Genomic DNA, 19,898 nt, shown 5'->3' with positions numbered 1-19,898 from the left:
AAACGCCGGACGGGCTGAAATTCGCACCCCTTCAAGCGATCACAAAAGGATCCGCCCCCACCAGCCACAACCCATAGTTGCCCGTCAGCGCCAGCCCCGGCGCGCCGGCCATCCAGAAGAGGAGTACGTCGCCGGCGAGCCACATGACGCGGGTCGGGACGACGATCCGTGACGGGTCCGCGGGGTCGTAGCGGATCTCGCCGTTGTGCGAGGCGTGGCCCGAGACGTGTCGGTAGTCCATCCCGTCGAGGGCGCGGAAGCGGTACGTGTACTGCTTGCTGCCCTCGGCATCGGTCCGGACCTGCGGTGGGCCGGGGCGCACGGTCACCCCGCGGCGCCGCACGAGCCAGCGGGTGCGCAGGTTGGCGACGGCAGCCCACCAGTACAGCAGGACGACGCCGAGCGTGCCGAGCGGCCAGGCGAGGAGCTCTTTCGGGCTGTCCGCCAGGAGGAGGGTGAGCGGCACGCTCGCCAGGACGTACGCCACCGCGGCCTGCGCGATCGCGTTGCCCCGCGTCACCCGGTCCAGCCACGCCGACCCGGCGCGCGCGTACGACACCGGCCAGGGCTCGGCGGTCTCCTGTCGTACGGGCGAGCCGGTGCGGTCCGTGCGGCGGGCCTCGTCGATCTCCGCGCGGAGCGCGGCCAGGGCCGCCGGATTGCGGTGATGGACCGTCAGCTCCAGCGGCCGCTCGACCAGACGCAGCGTCAGCTCCGATCCCGAGACGTCCGCCGACCGCACCTGGGCGCCCGGCACCACCGTGGTCACGCGGCCCCGCCGCACCCGTACTTCGTGCCGCTCGACCCAGATCCGGGTGCGGCCGTCCTTGATCACTACCCCCATGGGGTCAGGCTACCCGCGGTCAGCTCATGCGCAGGGCCAGGAAGAAGTCCAGCTTGTCCTCCAGGCGCGACAGGTCACGGCCCGTCAGTTGCTCGATCCTGCCCACCCGGTAGCGCAGGGTGTTCACATGCAGGTGCAGGCGCGTGGCACACCGGGTCCAGGAGCCGTCGCAGTCGAGGAACGCCTCCAGGGTCGGGATCAGCTCGGCGCGGTGGCGGTTGTCGTAGTCGCGCAGGGGGTCCAGGAGGCGGGCGGTGAAGGCGCGGCGGACGTCGTCGGGCACGAAGGGGAGCAGCAGCACGTGCGAGGCCAGCTCCTGGTGGCCCGCGGCGCAGACGCGGCCCGGCCGGGCGGCGGCGACGCGGCGGGCGTGCCGGGCCTCCTCCAGCGCGCCGCGCAGGCCCTCCGCCGAGTGCACGGAGGCGCTGACGCCGAGCGTGAGGCGGCCGTCGTCGTCGAGCCCCCGGGCGAGGGGCTCGCGGACGGCCGCGAGGAGGGTGTCCGCGTGCAGCCCTGGGGCGGTGGCCGGGGCGGCGCCCTCGGGTTCGAGCCCCTCCGGCCGGGTGGGCAGCGCGGGCAGCGGCACCAGTGCCACCGCCTCGTCGCCGAGGTGGGCGACCGCGATCCGGTCGGACGGCTCGGTGCCGGACGCCTCCGGGTCGACCAGGACCTCCTCCAGCAGGGCCTGGGCCACCGGGCCGCCGGGGATGTCGGTGCCGTCCCACTCGACCCGGGCCACGACGACCTGCCAGTGCGGGGCCGTGCCGAGGCCCGGCAGCAGCACGGGCGCCGCCACCCGCAGCCGGGCGGCGATCTCGGCCGGGGCCGCCCCGGTCTGGACCAGCTCCAGGATCTCCTGGGCGAGCCGGCGCCGCACCGTGCGGGCGGCGTCCCGCCGGTCGCGCTCCACCGCGATCAGCTGGGTGACGCCGTCGAGCAGGTCGAGGCGCTCGGCGGGCCAGTCGCCGGCGTCCGCCTCGACGGCCAGCAGCCAGTCCGACAGGACGGTCTCCCGGACGTCGCGGGCGGCGCCGCGCCCGGCACCGCTGATGGGGAAGAGGGAGTACGTGTTGCCCCCGGCGCTGACCCGGTGCGGGCCGCGGCGGCCGGTGCGCGAGGCGGCCAGGTGCTCGCCCGCGAGCGCGGCGCAGACGGCGGCGGGCAGCTCGGGCCCGGACCCGGCCAGCGAGGACCCGGCGATGGGGCGGCCGGTGGGGGAGAGGACCCAGGCCCGCAGGTCCAGGTCGGAGCCGAGGAGGTCGAGGACGACCTCGGGGCCGCCGCCCGCCGGGCCGGAGGTCATCAGCCGCCGGTGCCGCTCCACGACCGCCGCCAGGTCACCGGCCCGCTCGCTGGAGACCTGCCGCACCACGTGCTCGGTGATGGACGCGAACGACACGTCCTCGACCACCGAGAACAGCGGCAGCCGGTGCCGCGCGCACGCCTGCACCAGGTCGTCGGGGATCGACCGCATCTCGGCCTCGCCCGCCGCGAGCCCGGCCACCCCGGCCGCCGAGAGGATCCGTACGAACCGCTCGGAGTCCTCCGGCTCCCGCCGCCACGCGAGGCCCGTGAGCACCAGCTCGCCGCCGGAGAGATACCGGCTCGGGTCGCGCAGGTCGGTGGTCATCACGCCGCGCACGGAGCGGTCCAGCTCGTCCTCGCCGCCGAGCAGCCGAAGGCCCAGGGTTTCGGTCTCCAGGAGTGCGCGCAGCCGCATCGTGGTCGCCGCCGATCTGTCTTGTTGTAACCAGTGGAATGCAGTGAGGTTTCTGAACCCCGTCTTTCGTTCGAATCTACAAGACGGGGCCCTCGGCCAGCGAACCGCTTCATGGTTTCGGTGACTGCACCCGGGTGCCCGCCCGGCCTTGTACTGGCTCCACGCCGCGTGAACAGGACATGAACCGCCCGGACGGACACCCCCTCGCACCACCCCTCGGGACCCGATCGAGAAGAGAAGATCCATGGACTTCCTGCGCCCCGGCAGCTGGGAGGAGGCGCTCGCCGCGAAGGCCGAGCACCCCACGGCTGTGCCCATCGCGGGCGGCACGGACGTGATGGTCGAGATCAACTTCGACCACCGCCGGCCGGAGTATCTGCTCGACCTGAATCGCATCGGCGATTTGTACGAATGGGAGATCGGCGACCGGGACGTCCGCCTCGGCGCGTCCGTGCCGTACACCCGGATCATGGCGGAGCTCCGCGATCCGCTGCCCGGCCTCGCGCTCGCCTCGCACACCGTCGGCTCGCCGCAGATCCGCAACCGCGGCAGCGTGGGCGGCAACCTCGGTGCGGCGTCCCCGGCCGGGGACGCCCACCCCGCGCTGCTCGCGGCCGGCGCGGACGTGGAGGCGGAGTCGGTGCGCGGCACCCGGCTGATCCCGGTGGAGGAGTTCTACACCGGCGTGAAGCGCAACGCCCTGGCCCCGGACGAGCTCATCCGGGCCGTACGCATCAGGAAGGCCGACGGCCCGCAGCAGTTCTCCAAGGTCGGCACCCGCAACGCCATGGTGATCGCGGTCTGCGCCTTCGGCCTCGCCCTGCACCCGGAGACCCGCACCGTGCGCACCGGCATCGGCTCGGCCGCGCCCACGCCGGTGCGGGCCCGGGCGGCCGAGGACTTCCTGGCGGCCGCGCTGGAGGAGGGCGGCCTCTGGGAGTCGGGCGCGGACCTGGCGCCCTCGCTGGCCCGGCAGTTCGCCGAACTCGCCGCCGGTGCCTGCAACCCGATCGACGACGTGCGGGGCAGCGCCCGGTACCGCCGGCACGCGGTGGGCGTCATGGCCCGCCGTACGCTCGGCTGGACCTGGGACGCGTACCGTGGCAGGGAGAGGAACACCCGATGCGCGTGAACTTCAAGGTCAACGGGCGGCCGCAGCAGGCCGACGACGTCTGGGAGGGCGAGAGCCTCCTGTACGTCCTGCGCGAGCGGCTGGGCCTGCCCGGCTCGAAGAACGCCTGCGAGCAGGGCGAGTGCGGCTCCTGCACGGTCCGCCTCGACGGGCTCCCGGTCTGCGCCTGCCTGGTGGCCGCGGGCCAGGTGGAGGGCCGCGAGGTCGACACCGTGGAGGGGCTCGCGGACTACGCGCGACGGCGAGCCGGGAGCGCGCCGGGCACGGGCGCCGACGAGGCCCGGCAGTGGCGTCCCGACGCCGGATCGGGCACCGAACTCTCCCCTGTGCAGCAGGCGTTCATCGACGCGGGCGCCGTGCAGTGCGGCTTCTGCACCCCCGGCCTGCTCGTCGCCGCCGACGAGCTCCTGGAGCGCAACACCGACCCCACCGACGCCGACATCCGCGAGGCGCTCTCGGGCAACCTCTGCCGCTGCACCGGCTACGAGAAGATCCTCGACGCGGTGCGCCTCGCGGCCGCCCGCGCGGGAGAGGCGGGCTGACATGGGTACCGCACGCACCCCCACCGCGCTCACCCAGGGCAGCCGGACCCGCGGCGGCATAGGCGAGTCCACCCAGCGCCCCGACGGCACCCTGAAGGTCACCGGCGACTTCGCCTACGCCTCCGATCTGTGGCACGAGGACATGCTCTGGGGCTTCACGCTCCGCAGCCCCCATACCCACGCCCGGATCCTGTCCGTCGACGTCTCCGAGGCGTACGCCACCCCGGGTGTGTACGCCGTTCTGACCTGCGACGACCTCCCCGCCGAGACCCGCTACGGCCTGGAGATCAAGGACACCCCCGTCCTCGCCGACGGCGTGGTCCGCTACCACGGCGAGCCCGTCGCGCTCGTCGCCGCCGACCACCCCGAGACCGCCCGCCGCGCCGCCGCGAAGATCAAGGTGGCGTACGAGCAACTGCCCACCGTCACCGACGAGGAGTCGGCCACCGCGCCCGGCGCGCCCCTGCTGCACCCGGGCCGCGACGACCACCACGCCGGCCACGTCCCCCACCCCAACATCGTCCACCGCCAGCCCGTGCGGCGCGGCGACGTCGCCGCGGCCCGTGCCCGCGCCGAGGTGGTCGTCACCGGCGACTACGAAGTGGGCATGCAGGACCAGGCGTTCCTCGGCCCCGAGTCCGGCCTCGCCGTGCCCGCCGAGGACGGCGGCGTCGACCTCTACATCGCCACCCAGTGGCTGCACGCCGACCTGCGCCAGATCGCCCCGGTCCTCGGCCTGCCCGAGGACAAGGTCCGCATGACGCTCTCCGGCGTCGGCGGGGCCTTCGGCGGCCGCGAGGACCTCTCCATGCAGGCCCACGCCTGCCTGCTCGCGCTGCGCACCGGACGGCCCGTCAAGATGGTCTACAACCGCTTCGAGTCGTTCTTCGGCCACGTCCACCGCCACCCCGCCAAGCTGCACTACGAGCACGGCGCGACCCGCGACGGCACGCTGCTGTACGTGAGTTGCCGCATCGTCCTCGACGGCGGCGCGTACGCCTCCTCCTCCCCGGCGGTCGTCGGCAACGCGGCCTCGCTCGCCGTCGGCCCGTACGTCGTCGACAACGTCGACAGCGAGGCCCTCGCCCTCTACACCAACAACCCGCCCTGCGGGGCGATGCGCGGCTTCGGCGCGGTCCAGGCGTGCTTCGCCTACGAGGCGCAGATGGACAAGCTGGCCGCCGCGCTGGAGATGGACCCCGTCGAGCTGCGGCAGCGCAACGCCATGGCGCAGGGGGCCGTCATGCCCACCGGGCAGATCGTGGACTCCCCGGCACCGGTCGCCGAACTCCTGCGCCGGGTCAAGGCGTTGCCCCTGCCGCCCGAGCGCGAGTGGGAGAGCGCGGGCGGCCCGCCCGACGTCCGGGCCCTGCCCGGCGGCCTGTCGAACACCACCCACGGCGAGGGCGTCGTGCGGGGCGTCGGCTACGCGGTCGGCATCAAGAACGTCGGCTTCTCCGAGGGCTTCGACGACTACTCCACCGCCCGGGTGCGGCTGGAGACCGTCGGCGGACAGCCCGTGGCCACGGTGCACACGGCCATGGCGGAGGTCGGCCAGGGCGGGGTCACCGTCCACGCCCAGATCGCCCGCACCGAGCTCGGCGTCGCCCAGGTCACCATCCGGCCCGCCGACACCCGCGTCGGCTCGGCGGGCTCCACCTCCGCCTCCCGCCAGACCTACGTCACCGGCGGCGCCGTCCGGCACGCCTGCGAGGCCGTACGGGAGAAGGTTCTGGAGCTCGGCCGCGCCAGGTTCGCCGCGTACCACCCGGCCTGGAGCCACGCCGAACTCCTCCTGGAGGGCGGCAAGGTCGTCACCGACGCGGGCGAGGTGCTCGCCGACCTGGCCGACGTGCTGGAGGGCGAGGCCGTCGACGTCGAGCTGGAGTGGCGGCACCGCCCCACCGAGGCCTTCGACCTGGCGACGGGGCAGGGCAACGGCCATGTGCAGTACTCCTTCGCCGCCCACCGCGCCGTCGTCGAGGTCGACACCGAGCTCGGCCTGGTCAAGGTCGTCGAGCTCGCCTGCGCCCAGGACGTCGGCAAGGCCCTCAACCCGCTCTCGGTGGTGGGCCAGATCCAGGGCGGCACCACTCAGGGCCTCGGGCTTGCCGTCATGGAGGAGATCGTCGTCGCGGCGGACGGCAGGGTGCGCAACCCCTCCTTCACCGACTACCTCATCCCCACCATCCTGGACACCCCCGCCATACCGGTCGACATGCTCGAACTCGCCGACGACCACGCCCCGTACGGGCTGCGCGGCGTCGGCGAGGCGCCCACCCTGTCCTCCACCCCGGCCGTCGTCGCCGCGATCCGGGCCGCCACCGGCCTGCCGCTGAAGCGGGTGCCGGTGCGTCCTGAGCACCTCACCGGCACCTGACAACACGTCACATCACACCACCCGCACGCCCCCCGGCCGGTGGTGTGTGGTGCAATCCCTTCGTCTCGGGCCGTCCCCCGGGTCGTGCAGCCGATCCACATCCCAAATCCCGTGGGCGGTCCCACCCGCCGCCACGGGTGCCCCTCTGAACCTTGGGAAGGCATCATGACCCACTCATCCGTGGAGACCGGGGCCACGGCGGAGGGCACGGGCGCGGGCCCGTGTCCACCCGCCGGGCGCTCCCGGCTCGACCGGTACTTCCACATCAGCGAGCGAGGCTCCACCGTCGGGCGCGAGGTGTGCGGCGGCATCACCACCTTCATGGCGATGTGCTACATCCTGCTCCTCAACCCGCTGATCCTCTCCGGGCCGGACTCCGCACGGCACACGCTCGGCCACGCCGGACTGATCACCGCCACCGCGCTCGCGGCCGCGGTCTGCACCCTGCTCATGGGCCTCGTCGGCAAGGTGCCGCTCGCCCTCGCCGCCGGGCTGGGCGTCTCCGGCGTGCTCGCCACCCAGGTGGCGCCCCACATGACCTGGCCGCAGGCCATGGGCATGTGCGTGCTCTACGGCGCGGTGATCGTGCTGCTGGCCGTCACCGGCCTGCGGGAACTGATCATGAACGCGATACCGCTCGCCCTCAAGCACGCCATCACCATGGGCATCGGGATGTTCATCGCCCTGATCGGCCTGGTCAAGGCGGGCTTCGTGCACGCCTCCACGGGCGGCGGACCGGTCACCCTCGGCCCGGCCGGCGAGCTCGCGGGCTGGCCGGTGCTGATCTTCTGCGTCACCCTGCTGGTCGTCCTGATGCTCCAGGCCCGCGAGGTCCCCGGCGCGATCCTCATCGGCATCGTCGCCGGTACGGTCCTCGCCGTCGTCGTCAACGCCGTCGGCCACCTCGGCCCCGGCACCTGGCAGAACGGTGCGCCCGAGCTCAAGGGCGGCGCGGTCTCCATGCCGGACTTCTCCCTCTTCGGGCATGTCGAGTTCGGCGGCTGGGGCTCGCTCGGCGCCATGAGCGTGGGAATGATCGTCTTCACCCTGGTGCTGGCCGGCTTCTTCGACGCGATGGCCACCATCATCGGCGTCGGCACCGAGGCGCGGCTCGCCGACGCCAGGGGCCGGATGCCGGGCCTGAGCAAGGCCCTCTTCATCGACGGCGCGGGCGGCGCGATCGGCGGGGTCGCGGGCGCCTCGGGCCAGACCGTCTTCATCGAGTCGGCGACCGGGGTCGGCGAGGGCGCCCGCACGGGCCTGTCCTCGGTGGTGACCGGACTCTTCTTCGCCGCCTGCCTGTTCTTCACCCCGCTCACCCGGATCGTGCCCGGCGAGGTGGCCGCCGCGGCGCTCGTGGTCATCGGCGCGATGATGATGAGCAACGCCCGGCACATCGACTGGAACGACCGGGCGGTGGCCGTCCCGGCCTTCCTGACCGTGGTGCTGATGCCGTTCACGTACTCGATCACCGCGGGTGTGGGTGCGGGGATCATCGCCTACACGGCCATCAGGACGGCGGAGGGCAAGTGGCGCGAGCCCGGTCTTTTCATGTGGGTGCTCACCGTGGTTTTCGGCGTCTACTTCGCGCTGCACCCGATCGAGGGCTGGCTGGGTGCGTAGCCCTCACGCCGGGCGGGCGACGGTGGACGTTCGCGCAACCCAGCCCGTCCGGCGTTTGAGGACGCGGCCGCAGGCCGCTCCCGCCGCAGGCGGCAACGCTCGCCGCAGCCGGGGGTCCGGGGCACGAGCCCCGGTTTCGGGAAGGGGCGGGGCTGGGGAACAAGCCCGCCGCAGGCGCGGACCGGCCCGCCGTCGGAAAGAGACCCCTGCCGTCACCCACCCGCCGCACACTGGAATCGCACACCCCGAGGAGACACCCCCATGCTCGACCTCGCAGAGGAACTGCACCGTTGGTGCGAAGAAGGCCGCGACTTCGCCGTCGCCACCGTCGTCGCCGTGCGCGGCAGCGCCCCCCGGCCGGTCGGTGCCGCGCTGGCCGTCGACGCGGACGGCAGCGTCGTAGGGTCCGTGTCCGGCGGGTGCGTGGAGGGCGCCGTCTACGACCTGTGCCTGGCGGCCCTCGCGGACGGCGAGAGCGTGCGCGAGCGCTTCGGCTACTCCGACGAGGACGCCTTCGCCGTCGGCCTGACCTGCGGCGGCGTGATCGACATCCTCGTCACCCCGGTCCGGGCCGACGCCCGGGACCGGCCCGTGCACGCGGCCGCGCTGGCGACCGCCGCCCGCGGCGGGACCGCGGCCCTCGCCCGCGTCGTGCACGGCCCGGCCGGGCTCCTGGGCCGCCCCCTGCTCGTCGGGCCCGACGGCACCGCCGCCGGCACCCTCGGCGGCACCGGGGCGCTCGACGACGCCGCCGCGCGGGAGACGGCGGCGCTGCTGGACCTCGGGCACACGGGCACGGTGGGGGTGGCGTACGGCGACGACGGGGCGGGGGAGAGCGGCTCGCGCTGCGGTGAGCAGGTCGTGCTGCTCGTCGAGTCCAGCCTGCCGCCGCCCCGGATGATCGTCTTCGGGGCCGTGGACTTCGCCGCCGCCCTCGCCGGCGCAGGCAAGTTCCTCGGCTACCACGTCACCGTCTGCGACGCCCGACCCGTCTTCGCCACCCCCGGCCGCTTCCCCGCGGCGGACGAGGTCGTGGTGGACTGGCCGCACCGCTACCTCGACTCCCAGGAGCTCGACGGCCGTACGGTGCTGTGCGTCCTCACCCACGACGCGAAGTTCGACATCCCGCTGCTGGAGCGGGCGTTGCGGCTGCCGGTCGCCTACGTCGGCGCGATGGGGTCCCGCCGCACCCACGAGGACCGGCTCGGGCGGCTGCGGGAGGCGGGGGTGGGCGAGGCGGAGCTGGACCGGCTGCGCTCGCCCATCGGCCTGGACCTCGGGGCCCGTACGCCGGAGGAGACCGCGCTGTCCATCGTCGCCGAGATCGTCGCCGTCCGGCGCGGCGGCACGGGGGTTCCCCTCACCGGGGCGCACACCCCCATCCACCGGGACGCACGGGCGGCCTGACCTCGGAGGACGGGGTTCCGGAGACCGGCGTCGGGCGTGTCCATGACCTGTGGCACGATGCCCCGCACTGTCTGTTTCTCCCACCCCAGAGAGTCACCTTGTCACCCTTCAGATGGTCCCGTGCCGTCGCCGTCGCCCTCTGCATGGCCGCGTGCGGCACGACCGCCACCGCCACCGCGGCCGTCGCGGCCACCCCGGCCCCGTCCGGCGGCCGCGCCGCGGAGAAGTACTGGACGGCCGAGCGCATGGCCGCCGCCAAGCCGGCCGACGCGGGCCGCGCCGCCGCGCCCGCCTCCGCCGCCCGGTCCCGCGCCCTCGTCGGCGCCGCCCCCACCGGCACGCCCCAGGGCGCGTACGGCGACGGCATACCCATGGTCGGCACGTTCTTCAGCAGCACCGGCCCCGACGGGCCCACCTACTGCACCGCCAGTGTGGTGCACAGCGCGGGCCGCAACCTCGTGCTCACCGCCGGGCACTGCGCCAAGTCCCTGGCGGGCGGCGGCCAGCGCGTCTTCGTACCGCAGTACCGCAAGGGCCTGGACGCGGCCCACCAGCCGTACGGCGTCTTCCCCGTGGACCGGGTCTTCACCGACCCGCGCTACACCAAGAACAGCAAGGGCCCCGACTCCAGCCTGGACTTCGGCTTCGCCCGCGTCCTGCCCAACGCCCAGGGCGCCAGTGTGGAGGACCGCACCGGCGCCCTCCGGCTGACGCCCACCCCGCGCTGGACCAGCACGGTCACGGTCACCGGCTACCCCGGCTCGCACAACCCGGACCAGAAGGCCGTCAGCTGCACCGTGCCGACCTCGCGGCTCGCCGGCTACCGCCAGCTCCAGATGAAGTGCGGCGGCTTCTACGGCGGCACCTCCGGCAGCCCCTGGATCACCAATTACGACGCCAAGAACCGCACCGGCGACGTCATCGGCAACCTCGGCGGCTGGAACGGCGGCGGCAACGCCACCGGCGACGACTGGATCAGCTACTCCCCGGTCTACGACCACGAGATCCAGGACCTCTACCAGGACGCGGTCGCCGACCGCACGCCCGTGCGCGCCGCCTACCAGTCGCCCGCCGACGGCGCCCGGCTGCCCGGTGCCGCGTCGACCTGGAGCCACGCGAGGTTCCTCGCCCCGGGCGACTACGACGGCGACGGCCGCGAGGACCTGCTGACGGTCTGGAGCGACGGCGAGGTCACCCTCTACCCCGGCGACGGCAAGGGCGGCTTCGGCGCGGAGAAGCAGCTGGCGAAGCCGAAGAGCTACTGGCAGCGGGCCCAGTCCGTGACCAGCGGCGACTTCAGCGGCACCGGCCGGCCCGACGTCCTGGTCCGCTGGGACACCGGCAAGGTCAGCTACTACGAGGACGTCGACCCGGCGGGCTTCGACAACAAGAAGGAGTACACCCTCGCGGCCGGCGGCTCCGCGTGGAAGGACGCCGCGCAGATCGCGGTGGGCCGCTTCAACTCCGCCGACAGGGCGAACGACATGATCGTGCGCTGGGCCGACGGCAAGGTCACGCTGCACAGCGACGTCGGCCCCGCCGGCACCGGCACCGGCACCGAGCGCCGCCTCGCGGACTCCGGCTCCTTCTGGCGCAACTCCACGGCCCTCACTGCCACTCTCCCCGCGGGCCGGGACCGCTCGCAGGTCGTCGTGCGCTGGGCCGACGGCTCGCTGGGCAGCTTCGCCCTCTCCGGCAGCGGCCTGACCGGCACCCGGCTCCAGGCCCCCAACCCCTCCTGGGCGTCGCCCGCGATGACCGCGGGAGACTTCGGCGGCGCGGGCCGGGCCGACGGCCTCCTCGTCCGCTGGGCCGACGGCGAGACCTCGCTCTACGACGGCACCGCCGCCGACACCCTCGGCACCTGGAACCCTCTGGTCAACACCGGCTGACGCAGCGTCAGCCGTGCAGGACGGCATCGACCACCAGCGCCCGGTGGTCGGTGCCCGCCAGGTCCAGGAAGCGCGCCGCGCGCGGCTCGACCGCCGCGCCGACCAGCACATGGTCGATCTGCGCGCCCAGCGGCGGCGCGGTCAGCGCGGGCCACGTCGGCGTCCGCGCCCGGCCTACCAGGGCGGCGCTGTCCCGCAGCCCGGTGTCCAGCACGGCGCGGAACGCCGCGTGGTCCTGCGTCGCGTTGAAGTCGCCCGCGATGACGGTCTCCGCCGCGTCCCGCCCGGCGGTCACGGCCCGCAGCCGCCCCAGCTCCGTACGCCACAGCCCCACCTGCCCGGGCTCCGGCGGCATCGGGTGCGCCACCTGGAACCGCAGCGCCACCCCCGCCACACGCACGACCGCCCGGGGCATCGCCAGCGTGCCGCGCACCTCGCCGTCCGGCTCCAGCGGGAACCTGCTGAGGATCGCCGAGCCCTCCGCCCGGCCGCCCCCGACGATCCGGCGGTACGGGTAGGCCGCGCGCACCTCCGCGCCGTCCAGGGCGACCGCGCACACCTCCGGCGCGCACTCCTGCACCGACACCAGGTCCGGCTTCTCCCGGCGCAGCGCCCGGAGCAGGTCCGGGGTCGCGCCGCCGAACTCCAAGTTAGCGGTGAGGATGCGCAGTTGGGCGCGGGCCGGGCCGGGTGCGGGCGGGCGCGTGGCGTCGTACGGGCGGAGGAAGAAGCCGACGGCCGCGACGGCGAGCAGCCCCCAGGCGCAGCCGACGGCCCAGCGCGCGCCCGCGGCCAGCAGCAGCGCCATGGCGCCGGGCACCAGCAACCACGGGAGGAACGCCAGGAGTTGGGGAACCGGTGTGATGCCGTCGGTGCCGCAGGCCCGGCACGCCAGCACCGCGCTCACGGGGGCCAGCAGCAACCCCGCGCACCACCGTGCCCAGCGCCGCCGGCCGCCCGGCGGCCGCTTTCCGGTTCCGGGGTCTTTCCGCATCGTCCGACCTTCGCATCAACCGCCCGGGGCGGAACCACTTGACGTCCTATGGCAAGCTAGACGCTGAAGGTGCCGCTCCGGCCGCATTGGCGCGTTTTCCGTCGCGCGGCGCCTGTGTTGTCCGTATGCGAGCGAGGAGGTGATCGGGATGACCAGTCGGAGTCCCGAGGGAAGTCCTCGCTACAGTCGGTCGGCTTCTCCTCGCTGAGCGTAGGCGCTCCGCTTCTTTCCTGTTGAGCGCAGGCGTTCCGCTCGTATTTCCCTGAGCCGACCCGCGGTTCGCGCCTTTTTCCGGCGTGCCGGCCGTGCCGCTGTCGCGGGCCCTTTCCCCTTTCGGTGTTTCCGGCCTTCCTGGCTGTCGAATTCCCCATTTCCCGTGCCCCGGGTCGCCTGTGTGCGCTCCCGCCGCGCGTTCACCCTTCACTTTTCCGTGCCCCGGCGCGGCCGCGCCATGTCGTGATGCCGCCATACCGCGATGCCGTCGCGCCGTCGTGCCCGGAGAGAGGTTTCCGCCATGACCAACACCACGCTCACCCCCCAGAAGCTCGCACCGCCGGGCCGCGGCCGCCGGGACCGCAAGGCCGCGGAGCTCGAGGCCCGCACCCGCGCGGCCGGTGACCGCCTCGCCCGCTACAGCTCCCTGCCCGGCAGCCAGGTCCTCCAGGACGTGCGCGCCACCCCGCAGGGGCTGCGGCACGACGAGGCGGCCCACCGCCTGGAGCAGCACGGCGCCAACGTCGTCGCCCACGAGCGCGCGCCCCGCTGGTACACACAGCTCGCCAAGGCCTACGTCAACCCCTTCATCGCCATTCTCGTCCTGCTGGACATCGTCATGCTCTGGCAGTGGACCCAGGCCGCCGAGGACGAGTCCTTCGACCCGGGCATCGCCATCCTCGGCGCGATGGTGCTGATCAGCGGCGCCCTGCGGTTCTGGCAGGAGTACCGCTCGGGACGTTCGGCCGCCGCCCTGAGGGCCCTGGTCACCACGACCACCGCCGTGCAGCGCCGGGACGGCCGCAACGAGCGGCCCACCACCGTCGAGCTCCCCATGGACCAGGTCGTCCCCGGCGACATCGTGCGCCTGGCCGCCGGTGACCTCGTACCGGCCGACCTGCGGCTGCTCACCGCCAAGGACCTCATGGTCGCCCAGGCCGCGCTGTCCGGCGAGTCGCTGCCCGTCGCCAAGGCCGACACCCGCACCCACGACTACGGGCAGAGCGTCACCACCGACCCCGTCGAGGCCGACAACCTCTGCCTCATGGGCACCACTGTCACCTCCGGCACCGCCACCGGCGTGGTCGTCGCCACCGGCTCCGACACCTACTTCGGGTCGATGGCCGGCTCCCTGGTCGGCGAGCGCCCGCAGACCAGCTTCGACACCGGCGTCCGCAAGGTCAGCTTCCTGCTGATCCGCTTCATGCTGGTCATGGTCCCCGTCGTCTTCGCGATCAACGGCTTCACCAAGGGCGACTGGAACGAGGCGTTCATGTTCGCCCTCGCCGTCGCGGTCGGCCTCACCCCCGAGATGCTGCCGATGGTGGTCACCACCAACCTGGCGCGGGGCGCGGTCGCCATGTCCCGCCGCAAGGTCGTCGTCAAGCGCCTCAACGCCATCCAGAACCTCGGCGCGATGGACGTGCTCTGCACGGACAAGACGGGCACGCTCACCGAGGACCGGATCGTCCTCGACCGCTACCTCGACGTGCACGGCCGGGACGACACCGAGGTCCTCGAACACGCCTACCTCAACAGCCACTTCCAGACCGGGCTGCGCAACCTCATGGACCAGGCGGTCATCGACCGTGTGCTCGAGGCCGAGGAGGTTGTCGTCGACGCGCGTTTCTCGATGGTCGACGAGATCCCCTTCGACTTCGCCCGCCGCCGGATGTCGGTGGTCCTGAACCGCAACAGCCTTGCCGCGACCCCCGAGGCCGGCGAGCACGCTTTTAATGAACACTGCCTGATCACCAAGGGCGCGGTCGAGGAAGTCCTCGCCCTGAGCACCCACATGACGGATGGTGGGCAGCGGGTGCCGCTCACCGCCGAGCTGCGCCGGAAGGTCACCCGCACGGCGGAGGACCACAACCGGCAGGGCCTGCGCGTCCTCGCCGTGGCCACCCGTACGCTCCCCGCCGACCGCACCACGTACACCGTCGCCGACGAGGCGGAGCTGACCCTGATCGGCTTCCTCGCCTTCCTCGACCCGCCGAAGGCCGACGCGGCGAGGGCCCTCATGGCCCTCGCCGACAAGGGGGTCGCCGTCAAGGTCGTCACCGGCGACAACGAGCTGGTCGCGGCCCGGGTCTGCGCCGACGTCGGCATCGACGTGGGCGAGGTCGTCACCGGCGCCCGGATCGACCGCCTCGACGACGACGGGCTGCGCGCCCTGGTGCGCACGACCACGCTCTTCGCCAAGACCAACCCGGTGCAGAAGGCCCGGATCGTGCGGGCGCTGCAGGCCGAGGGGCACACCGTCGGCTTCCTCGGCGACGGCATCAACGACGCCGCCGCGCTGCGCGACGCCGACGTCGGCATCTCGGTCGACACCGCGGTCGACATCGCCAAGGAGTCCGCGGACATCATCCTGCTGGAGAAGGACCTGATGGTCCTGGAGCAGGGCGTGGAGCAGGGCCGGACGACCTTCGGCAACACCATCAAGTACATCAAGATGACGGCCAGCTCGAACTTCGGCAACGTCTTCTCGGTGCTGGTGGCCAGCGCGTTCATCCCCTTCCAGCCGATGCTCGCGATCCACCTGCTGGTGCAGAACCTCGCGTACGACATCTCCCAGCTGGCCACCCCGTGGGACCGGATGGACCCCGAGTACCTGCGCAAGCCGCGCACCTGGGACGCCAAGGGCATCGCCCGGTTCATGCTGTGCATCGGCCCGATCAGCTCGGTCTTCGACATCACCATGTTCCTGGTGATGTGGAACGTCTTCGGCGCGAACAGCGAGGCGCACCAGACGCTCTTCCAGTCCGGCTGGTTCGTCGAGGGCCTGCTCTCCCAGACCCTCGTCGTCCACATGATCCGCACCCGCAAGATCCCCTTCATCCAGTCCCGGGCCTCGCTGCCGGTGCTGGTCATGACCGGCCTGGTGATGGCGTTCGGCATCGTCCTGCCGTTCTCGCCGCTGGCGTCGGCGCTGTCGATGGAGCCGCTGCCGATGAGCTACTTCCCGTGGCTGATCGGGGTCCTGCTCACCTACTGCGCGCTCACCCAGGTGGTGAAGACCTGGTACATCCGGCGGTTCAGCAGCTGGCTGTGACCGGCCGATAGGGATACGGAACGAGGACGAGGAGGAGCGTGGGGCATGGTCATCGTCAATGAGTGGCCCATGGCGGCCAATATCGCGGCCGGCCTGGGCTTCGGTGCGATCATCGGGCTGGAGCGCCAGTGGCGGGCGCGCATGGCCGGACTGCGGACGAACGCGCTCGTCGCGGCGGGCTCCGCCCTCTTCGTGCTGCTGTCGCAGTACGGCTTCGCGGCGGCGACGAGCACCACGGGCTACGACGGCTCCCGGGTCGCCGCCCAGATCGTCTCCGGCATCGGCTTCCTGGGCGCGGGCGTCATCATGCGCGACGGGCTGAGCGTCCGCGGCCTCAACACCGCGGCCACGCTGTGGTGTTCGGCTGCCGTCGGCGCCCTCGCCGGGACCGGGCTCTATGTGGTCGCGGCCCTGGGCACCGTGGGCGTGGTCGGCGCGAACACCCTGCTGCGCCCGCTGGCCCGGGGCCTGGACCGGGGGCCGCACGGCGGCGCCGAAGTGGCCACCGACTACCACTTCGAGGTCGTCTGCACCGAACCGGAGGAGGCCCACATCCGCACCCTCGTGGTGCAGGCCGTCACCCGGCCCGGCTTCCGGCTGCGCTCGGTGTACAGCAGCGACGTGGAGGCCGGGGGCAAGGTCATGGTGGCGGCCGACCTCACCACCGAGCGGCGCAACGACAGCCTGCTCGAAGAGGCGGTCAGCAGGCTCTCGTTGGAGCCCGCGGTCTCGGCCGTGCGGTGGACCGTCCTGCACGGCCCGGACGACACGGCCGACGACGACTACCCGGCCGAGCCACGGGGCCGGCGGCGGGTGCGGGACTTCTTCACGGGGCGGTGAACGGTGGGGCCCGCCGCCGGCGCCTGACGCCCCGGCGGCGGGCCACTGGGCCGTAAAACCCGTCCTGAGCAGGGAGTTGACGTCGTTTCAGGTCCGCGCGAGTGCCCGCGGCATATGGCAAGTACATGCTATTCGTGATTCACGTCACATGCGCGTGTCATCCTCGGTTTCCCGGCATCCGCGCTCGATGACGCGTGTCGACTGCTTTGGATCATGGCCGAAAGTCCGCGGGGCCGTGCGGTGCCGATTTGCCTCGGAGTCACATTCCCGCCCTCCCGGCCTTGCCGGAATTGATCGTTCGGATCGAGGACGGAAGCGGCGCCACAGGGCAACTCCGGACATCCGCTCCGGTGTCGGCCGGAACCGGTGGGTGCCGAACTGCTGCGAGATCTCTGTCAACCCGGACCAAGGCCGCCCAGGCGGCAATACGGACAAGTGGCGGGTTAAACCCGCGCGCATTCCGGCCGTTGTGGTTGTCGATATTGCGCCGCCTTCGGGGAGTGCTGTTTTCTTGCGGTCAGGTAAGCAGCCACCTGGGGGTATGCCGGTTATGGCAATCAAGATCAATCCTGCCCGGTTCAGTCAGTTCGGGCCGGCCGAAGGAAGCGTCTTCTGCTTGATCACCAATCAGGAGATGGAAAAGGAACTCGAAATCGTCAGGGATGCCCCCTACGAGGAGTACCGGACGATAATCCTGCGCCCCGGGGACGACTTCGAGGCGATGCTCGCCGATGAAACGATTCCGCAGCAGTCGCACTCGCTGGTCATCTCCCCCTACCGATTCTTTGAGTCCCCGTCCGAGGAAGCGCTCGGGCCGCGCCGGAAACTCATGGGCATGGCGTGCAACTCCACGCCCACCGACCTGGAGATCATCCGGCATTTCATCGGGGTGATCGAGCGCACCTCGGCCCAGGAACAGGCCGAATTCAGCGACCGTTTCTTCGAGCTGGCGGAGTCCACCGACCACCTCGTCTATGTGGACGAGCGCCACGGCACCCGCGCCGTCCTCGACCACCTCGCCGACGACCTCGTGTGGAATCAGCAGGCCGGCCCCCTCGACTGGGGCGAGCAGCAGATCGTGCCGTCGGGCGAGATCAGCGTCCTGCCGATGCAGATCGTCGAATTCGACGAGAGCCTGCACCTGCCGCTCGAAGGCGAGATCGCCCTGCGCGGATTCCCCATCCTGCACAACGGGACGCCGTCCTTCACCCGTAAGGACCAGGCCCGGCTGCAGGGGAAGCTCGCCGGCCTGGAGCACGAGGCGGTGATCGCCGAGGTGCGCAAGGGCAGCATCGCCGCGCTGCGCCCGCACCGGCCCTCCGGTGCCGCGGTCGCCAAGACCTTCGAGGCGATGTTCGAGATCGACTCCCGCTACACCCTGGTCTGGGAGATCGGACACGCCCTCAACACGAGCCTGGACATCCTGCCGGGCAACCACGCCATGAACGAGGTGTACGGAGGCGACCGGGGCTGCCTCCACTGGGGACTGGGGCTCACCCCCTTCACCCAGTACCACCTCGACATCATCTCGCCCGACACCACCGTCTACACCGAGAGCGGTGAAGTGGTGCTGGGCAACAAGGGCGGCGCTCCCGGCGTCCGGATGGCCGCCGGTCACTGACCGGCCGGGCCCCGACGCGGGGGAGCGCGAATAAAGACCTGGGAGGAGGTGACGACCATGAAGAAGACCATCAAGGTGCGCAAGAACAGCAACTACCTCGGGACGCTTCTGGGCTGAGCCCCGGTGGCCTGTCGGATTCGATGGCGAGAGGGGGTGTTCTCCGTGAAGAAGACCATCAAGGTCCGCAAGAACAGCAACTACCTCGGGACCCTCCTGGGCTGAGCCCCGGGTGGCCGTCGGATTCGATCGTGAGGGGAGGTGTCCGCCATGAAGAAGACCATCAAGGTGCGTAAGAACAGCAACTACCTCGGCACCCTCCTGGGCTGAACCGAGTGACGGCCGGCCTCCGGGCCCGGCCCAGTGCGAGGCGGGTCGAGGTGCTGACTCGACCCGCCTCGCCGCACTGCACCGAAAACATCCGGGAGTGTCGCAATGATTGTCGTCCGACCTACGGCCTATCGCCAGTACACGGCGGGTCGTGACCGTTTCGTGCTCGTCGTGGAAAAGGCCCTCGCCGACTTCTTCCGGATCGAGCACGGCACCCGCCACGAACACCACACCACCGTCCTCGCGGAACCCGGCCGCACCCTCGCCGACGTACTGCGCACCGACGTGCCCGAGAACTCCGACGTCCTCGTGGTGGCCGCCGCCGACTCCCTGCTGACCGCCCCGACCGTGGAGATCGGCCCCGGGCGCACCGTCGCCGCCGTCCGGATGGGCACCGGCCCGCTCGCCCTCGACCAGACGCGCTCCCTGCTGGAGACGCTGGAACGCACCGACCCCGACGACGTGCAGCGCCACGCCGACGAGCTGGCCGGCGCACTGGCCACGGCCGGCGGGCTGCGGATCGAGGACCCGCTCACCGCCTCCGTCGCGCAGGCCGGATTCACCCGGCCGACCTGGTCGCGGTCGGACGTCGGCACCTTCAAGCCCGGCGCGGTCCAACTGGCCCCCACGGGACGGCTGCGCCTCGCCACCGACGTCACGGGCACGACGCTCTCCGGCCAGATCGCCGTCAAGGGCTGGCCGGTCGTCCGCAGCCGCACCGAAGGCGACGCCCGCCGGAACGAGCTCTACGAGCAGCTGACGGGTCTGTCCCACTACCCGCTCGTCCTCACCGTCGACGACGGGACGGTGACCGACCTGAAGGCCGCCGCGTCCGGTTCGGGCGCCGCCGCGGCCGCGCTGGAGAGCCTCTTCGCCGAGCACTCCGACCACTCCGTCGTCTCCGGCGTGGAGTTCGGCCTGAGCCGGGGCACCCAGCCGCTGCCCTTCAACACCGAGGCCAACTCGGCTGCCACGGGCCGCGCGAAGGCCTCCGTCCACCTGGTCCTCGGCGCACTGCCGCAGACCCCGTACCAGCTGACCCTGGCCTGCGCGACCAGCACCGTCACCGCCGAAGGCGCCACAGAGGCACTGGCCGGCACCGGCACGGAGACCGCCGGGGGCGAGCGCCCCCGGCGCCGCATGAACCGTGTCACCGCGTCCAGTTGCGGCTGCCACTGACCGACTCCGGGCGGTGCGGGACCCCGGCCCGTCCGGCGGCCCCGGCCGCCGGCCGCCCGACCCCGCAACCGGCCCGCCGTTCTCCGCCCGCGGGAGCGCGCCGGCACCCGACGGAGCCGTAGGAGAACC

13 protein-coding genes are annotated in these 19,898 nt (G+C 72.5%); 10 read left to right on the top strand and 3 right to left on the bottom strand.

The window, feature by feature from the left end; genetic code table 11:
* Positions 1-31: 31 nt before the first annotated feature.
* On the bottom strand, positions 32-844 hold the full coding sequence (locus tag ABD269_RS26915) for a hypothetical protein (RefSeq protein WP_344121868.1): 813 nt from the start codon (positions 842-844) through the stop codon (positions 32-34).
* Positions 845-863: 19 nt separating this feature from the next.
* On the bottom strand, positions 864-2,564 hold the full coding sequence (locus ABD269_RS26910) for a PucR family transcriptional regulator (protein ID WP_344121866.1): 1,701 nt from the start codon (positions 2,562-2,564) through the stop codon (positions 864-866).
* A 244-nt stretch (positions 2,565-2,808) separates the two neighbouring features.
* Here ABD269_RS26910 and ABD269_RS26905 point away from each other — a divergent pair, with 244 nt between their 5' ends.
* The 6 genes from ABD269_RS26905 (at position 2,809) to ABD269_RS26880 (ending at position 11,540) form a co-directional block, all read left to right on the top strand.
* Positions 2,809-3,696, top strand: coding sequence for an FAD binding domain-containing protein (locus tag ABD269_RS26905; protein WP_344121864.1), 888 nt, complete (start codon positions 2,809-2,811; stop codon positions 3,694-3,696).
* On the top strand, positions 3,687-4,238 hold the full coding sequence (locus ABD269_RS26900; protein WP_344121862.1) for a (2Fe-2S)-binding protein: 552 nt from the start codon (positions 3,687-3,689) through the stop codon (positions 4,236-4,238). The genes ABD269_RS26905 and ABD269_RS26900 overlap by 10 nt, the downstream gene beginning before the upstream one ends.
* A 1-nt stretch (position 4,239) precedes the next feature.
* On the top strand, positions 4,240-6,618 hold the full coding sequence (gene pucD / locus ABD269_RS26895) for a xanthine dehydrogenase subunit D (RefSeq protein WP_344121860.1): 2,379 nt from the start codon (positions 4,240-4,242) through the stop codon (positions 6,616-6,618).
* A 165-nt stretch (positions 6,619-6,783) separates the two neighbouring features.
* Positions 6,784-8,241: an NCS2 family permease gene (locus ABD269_RS26890; protein ID WP_344121858.1), complete on the top strand. Its 1,458-nt coding sequence runs from the start codon at positions 6,784-6,786 to the stop codon at positions 8,239-8,241.
* A 261-nt stretch (positions 8,242-8,502) separates the two neighbouring features.
* A complete protein-coding gene (locus ABD269_RS26885) occupies positions 8,503-9,648 on the top strand; it encodes an XdhC family protein (RefSeq protein WP_344121856.1) in 1,146 nt (381 codons plus the stop codon).
* 98 nt (positions 9,649-9,746) lie between these two features.
* Entirely contained in the window at positions 9,747-11,540 is a 1,794-nt protein-coding gene (locus ABD269_RS26880) for an FG-GAP-like repeat-containing protein (RefSeq protein ID WP_344121854.1), read from the top strand.
* Positions 11,541-11,547: 7 nt separating this feature from the next.
* Here ABD269_RS26880 and ABD269_RS26875 read toward each other — a convergent pair whose 3' ends face one another.
* On the bottom strand, positions 11,548-12,447 hold the full coding sequence (locus tag ABD269_RS26875) for an endonuclease/exonuclease/phosphatase family protein (protein WP_344121852.1): 900 nt from the start codon (positions 12,445-12,447) through the stop codon (positions 11,548-11,550).
* 601 nt (positions 12,448-13,048) lie between these two features.
* Between ABD269_RS26875 and mgtA the strand changes: the two genes are divergently transcribed.
* From mgtA to ABD269_RS26855, 4 genes are all read left to right on the top strand, one after another.
* On the top strand, positions 13,049-15,802 hold the full coding sequence (mgtA, locus tag ABD269_RS26870) for a magnesium-translocating P-type ATPase (protein ID WP_344121850.1): 2,754 nt from the start codon (positions 13,049-13,051) through the stop codon (positions 15,800-15,802).
* Positions 15,803-15,847: 45 nt separating this feature from the next.
* The gene (locus ABD269_RS26865) at positions 15,848-16,642 is read left to right on the top strand and encodes an MgtC/SapB family protein (RefSeq protein ID WP_344121848.1); all 795 of its coding nucleotides are present in this window, start codon (positions 15,848-15,850) and stop codon (positions 16,640-16,642) included.
* Between the two features lie 616 nt (positions 16,643-17,258).
* Positions 17,259-18,263 carry a hypothetical protein gene (locus tag ABD269_RS26860; RefSeq protein ID WP_344121846.1) on the top strand — a complete coding sequence of 335 codons (1,005 nt, stop codon included), beginning with the start codon at positions 17,259-17,261 and terminating at the stop codon, positions 18,261-18,263.
* A 432-nt stretch (positions 18,264-18,695) separates the two neighbouring features.
* Positions 18,696-19,769 carry a hypothetical protein gene (locus ABD269_RS26855; protein WP_344121844.1) on the top strand — a complete coding sequence of 358 codons (1,074 nt, stop codon included), beginning with the start codon at positions 18,696-18,698 and terminating at the stop codon, positions 19,767-19,769.
* The last annotated feature ends 129 nt before the right edge of the window (positions 19,770-19,898 follow it).

This window comes from Streptomyces blastmyceticus (assembly GCF_039521185.1).
GTDB lineage: Bacteria > Actinomycetota > Actinomycetes > Streptomycetales > Streptomycetaceae > Streptomyces > Streptomyces blastmyceticus.
The sequence above is the reverse complement of the archived record's forward strand: the minus strand, read 5'-3'. Positions and strand labels throughout refer to the sequence as shown.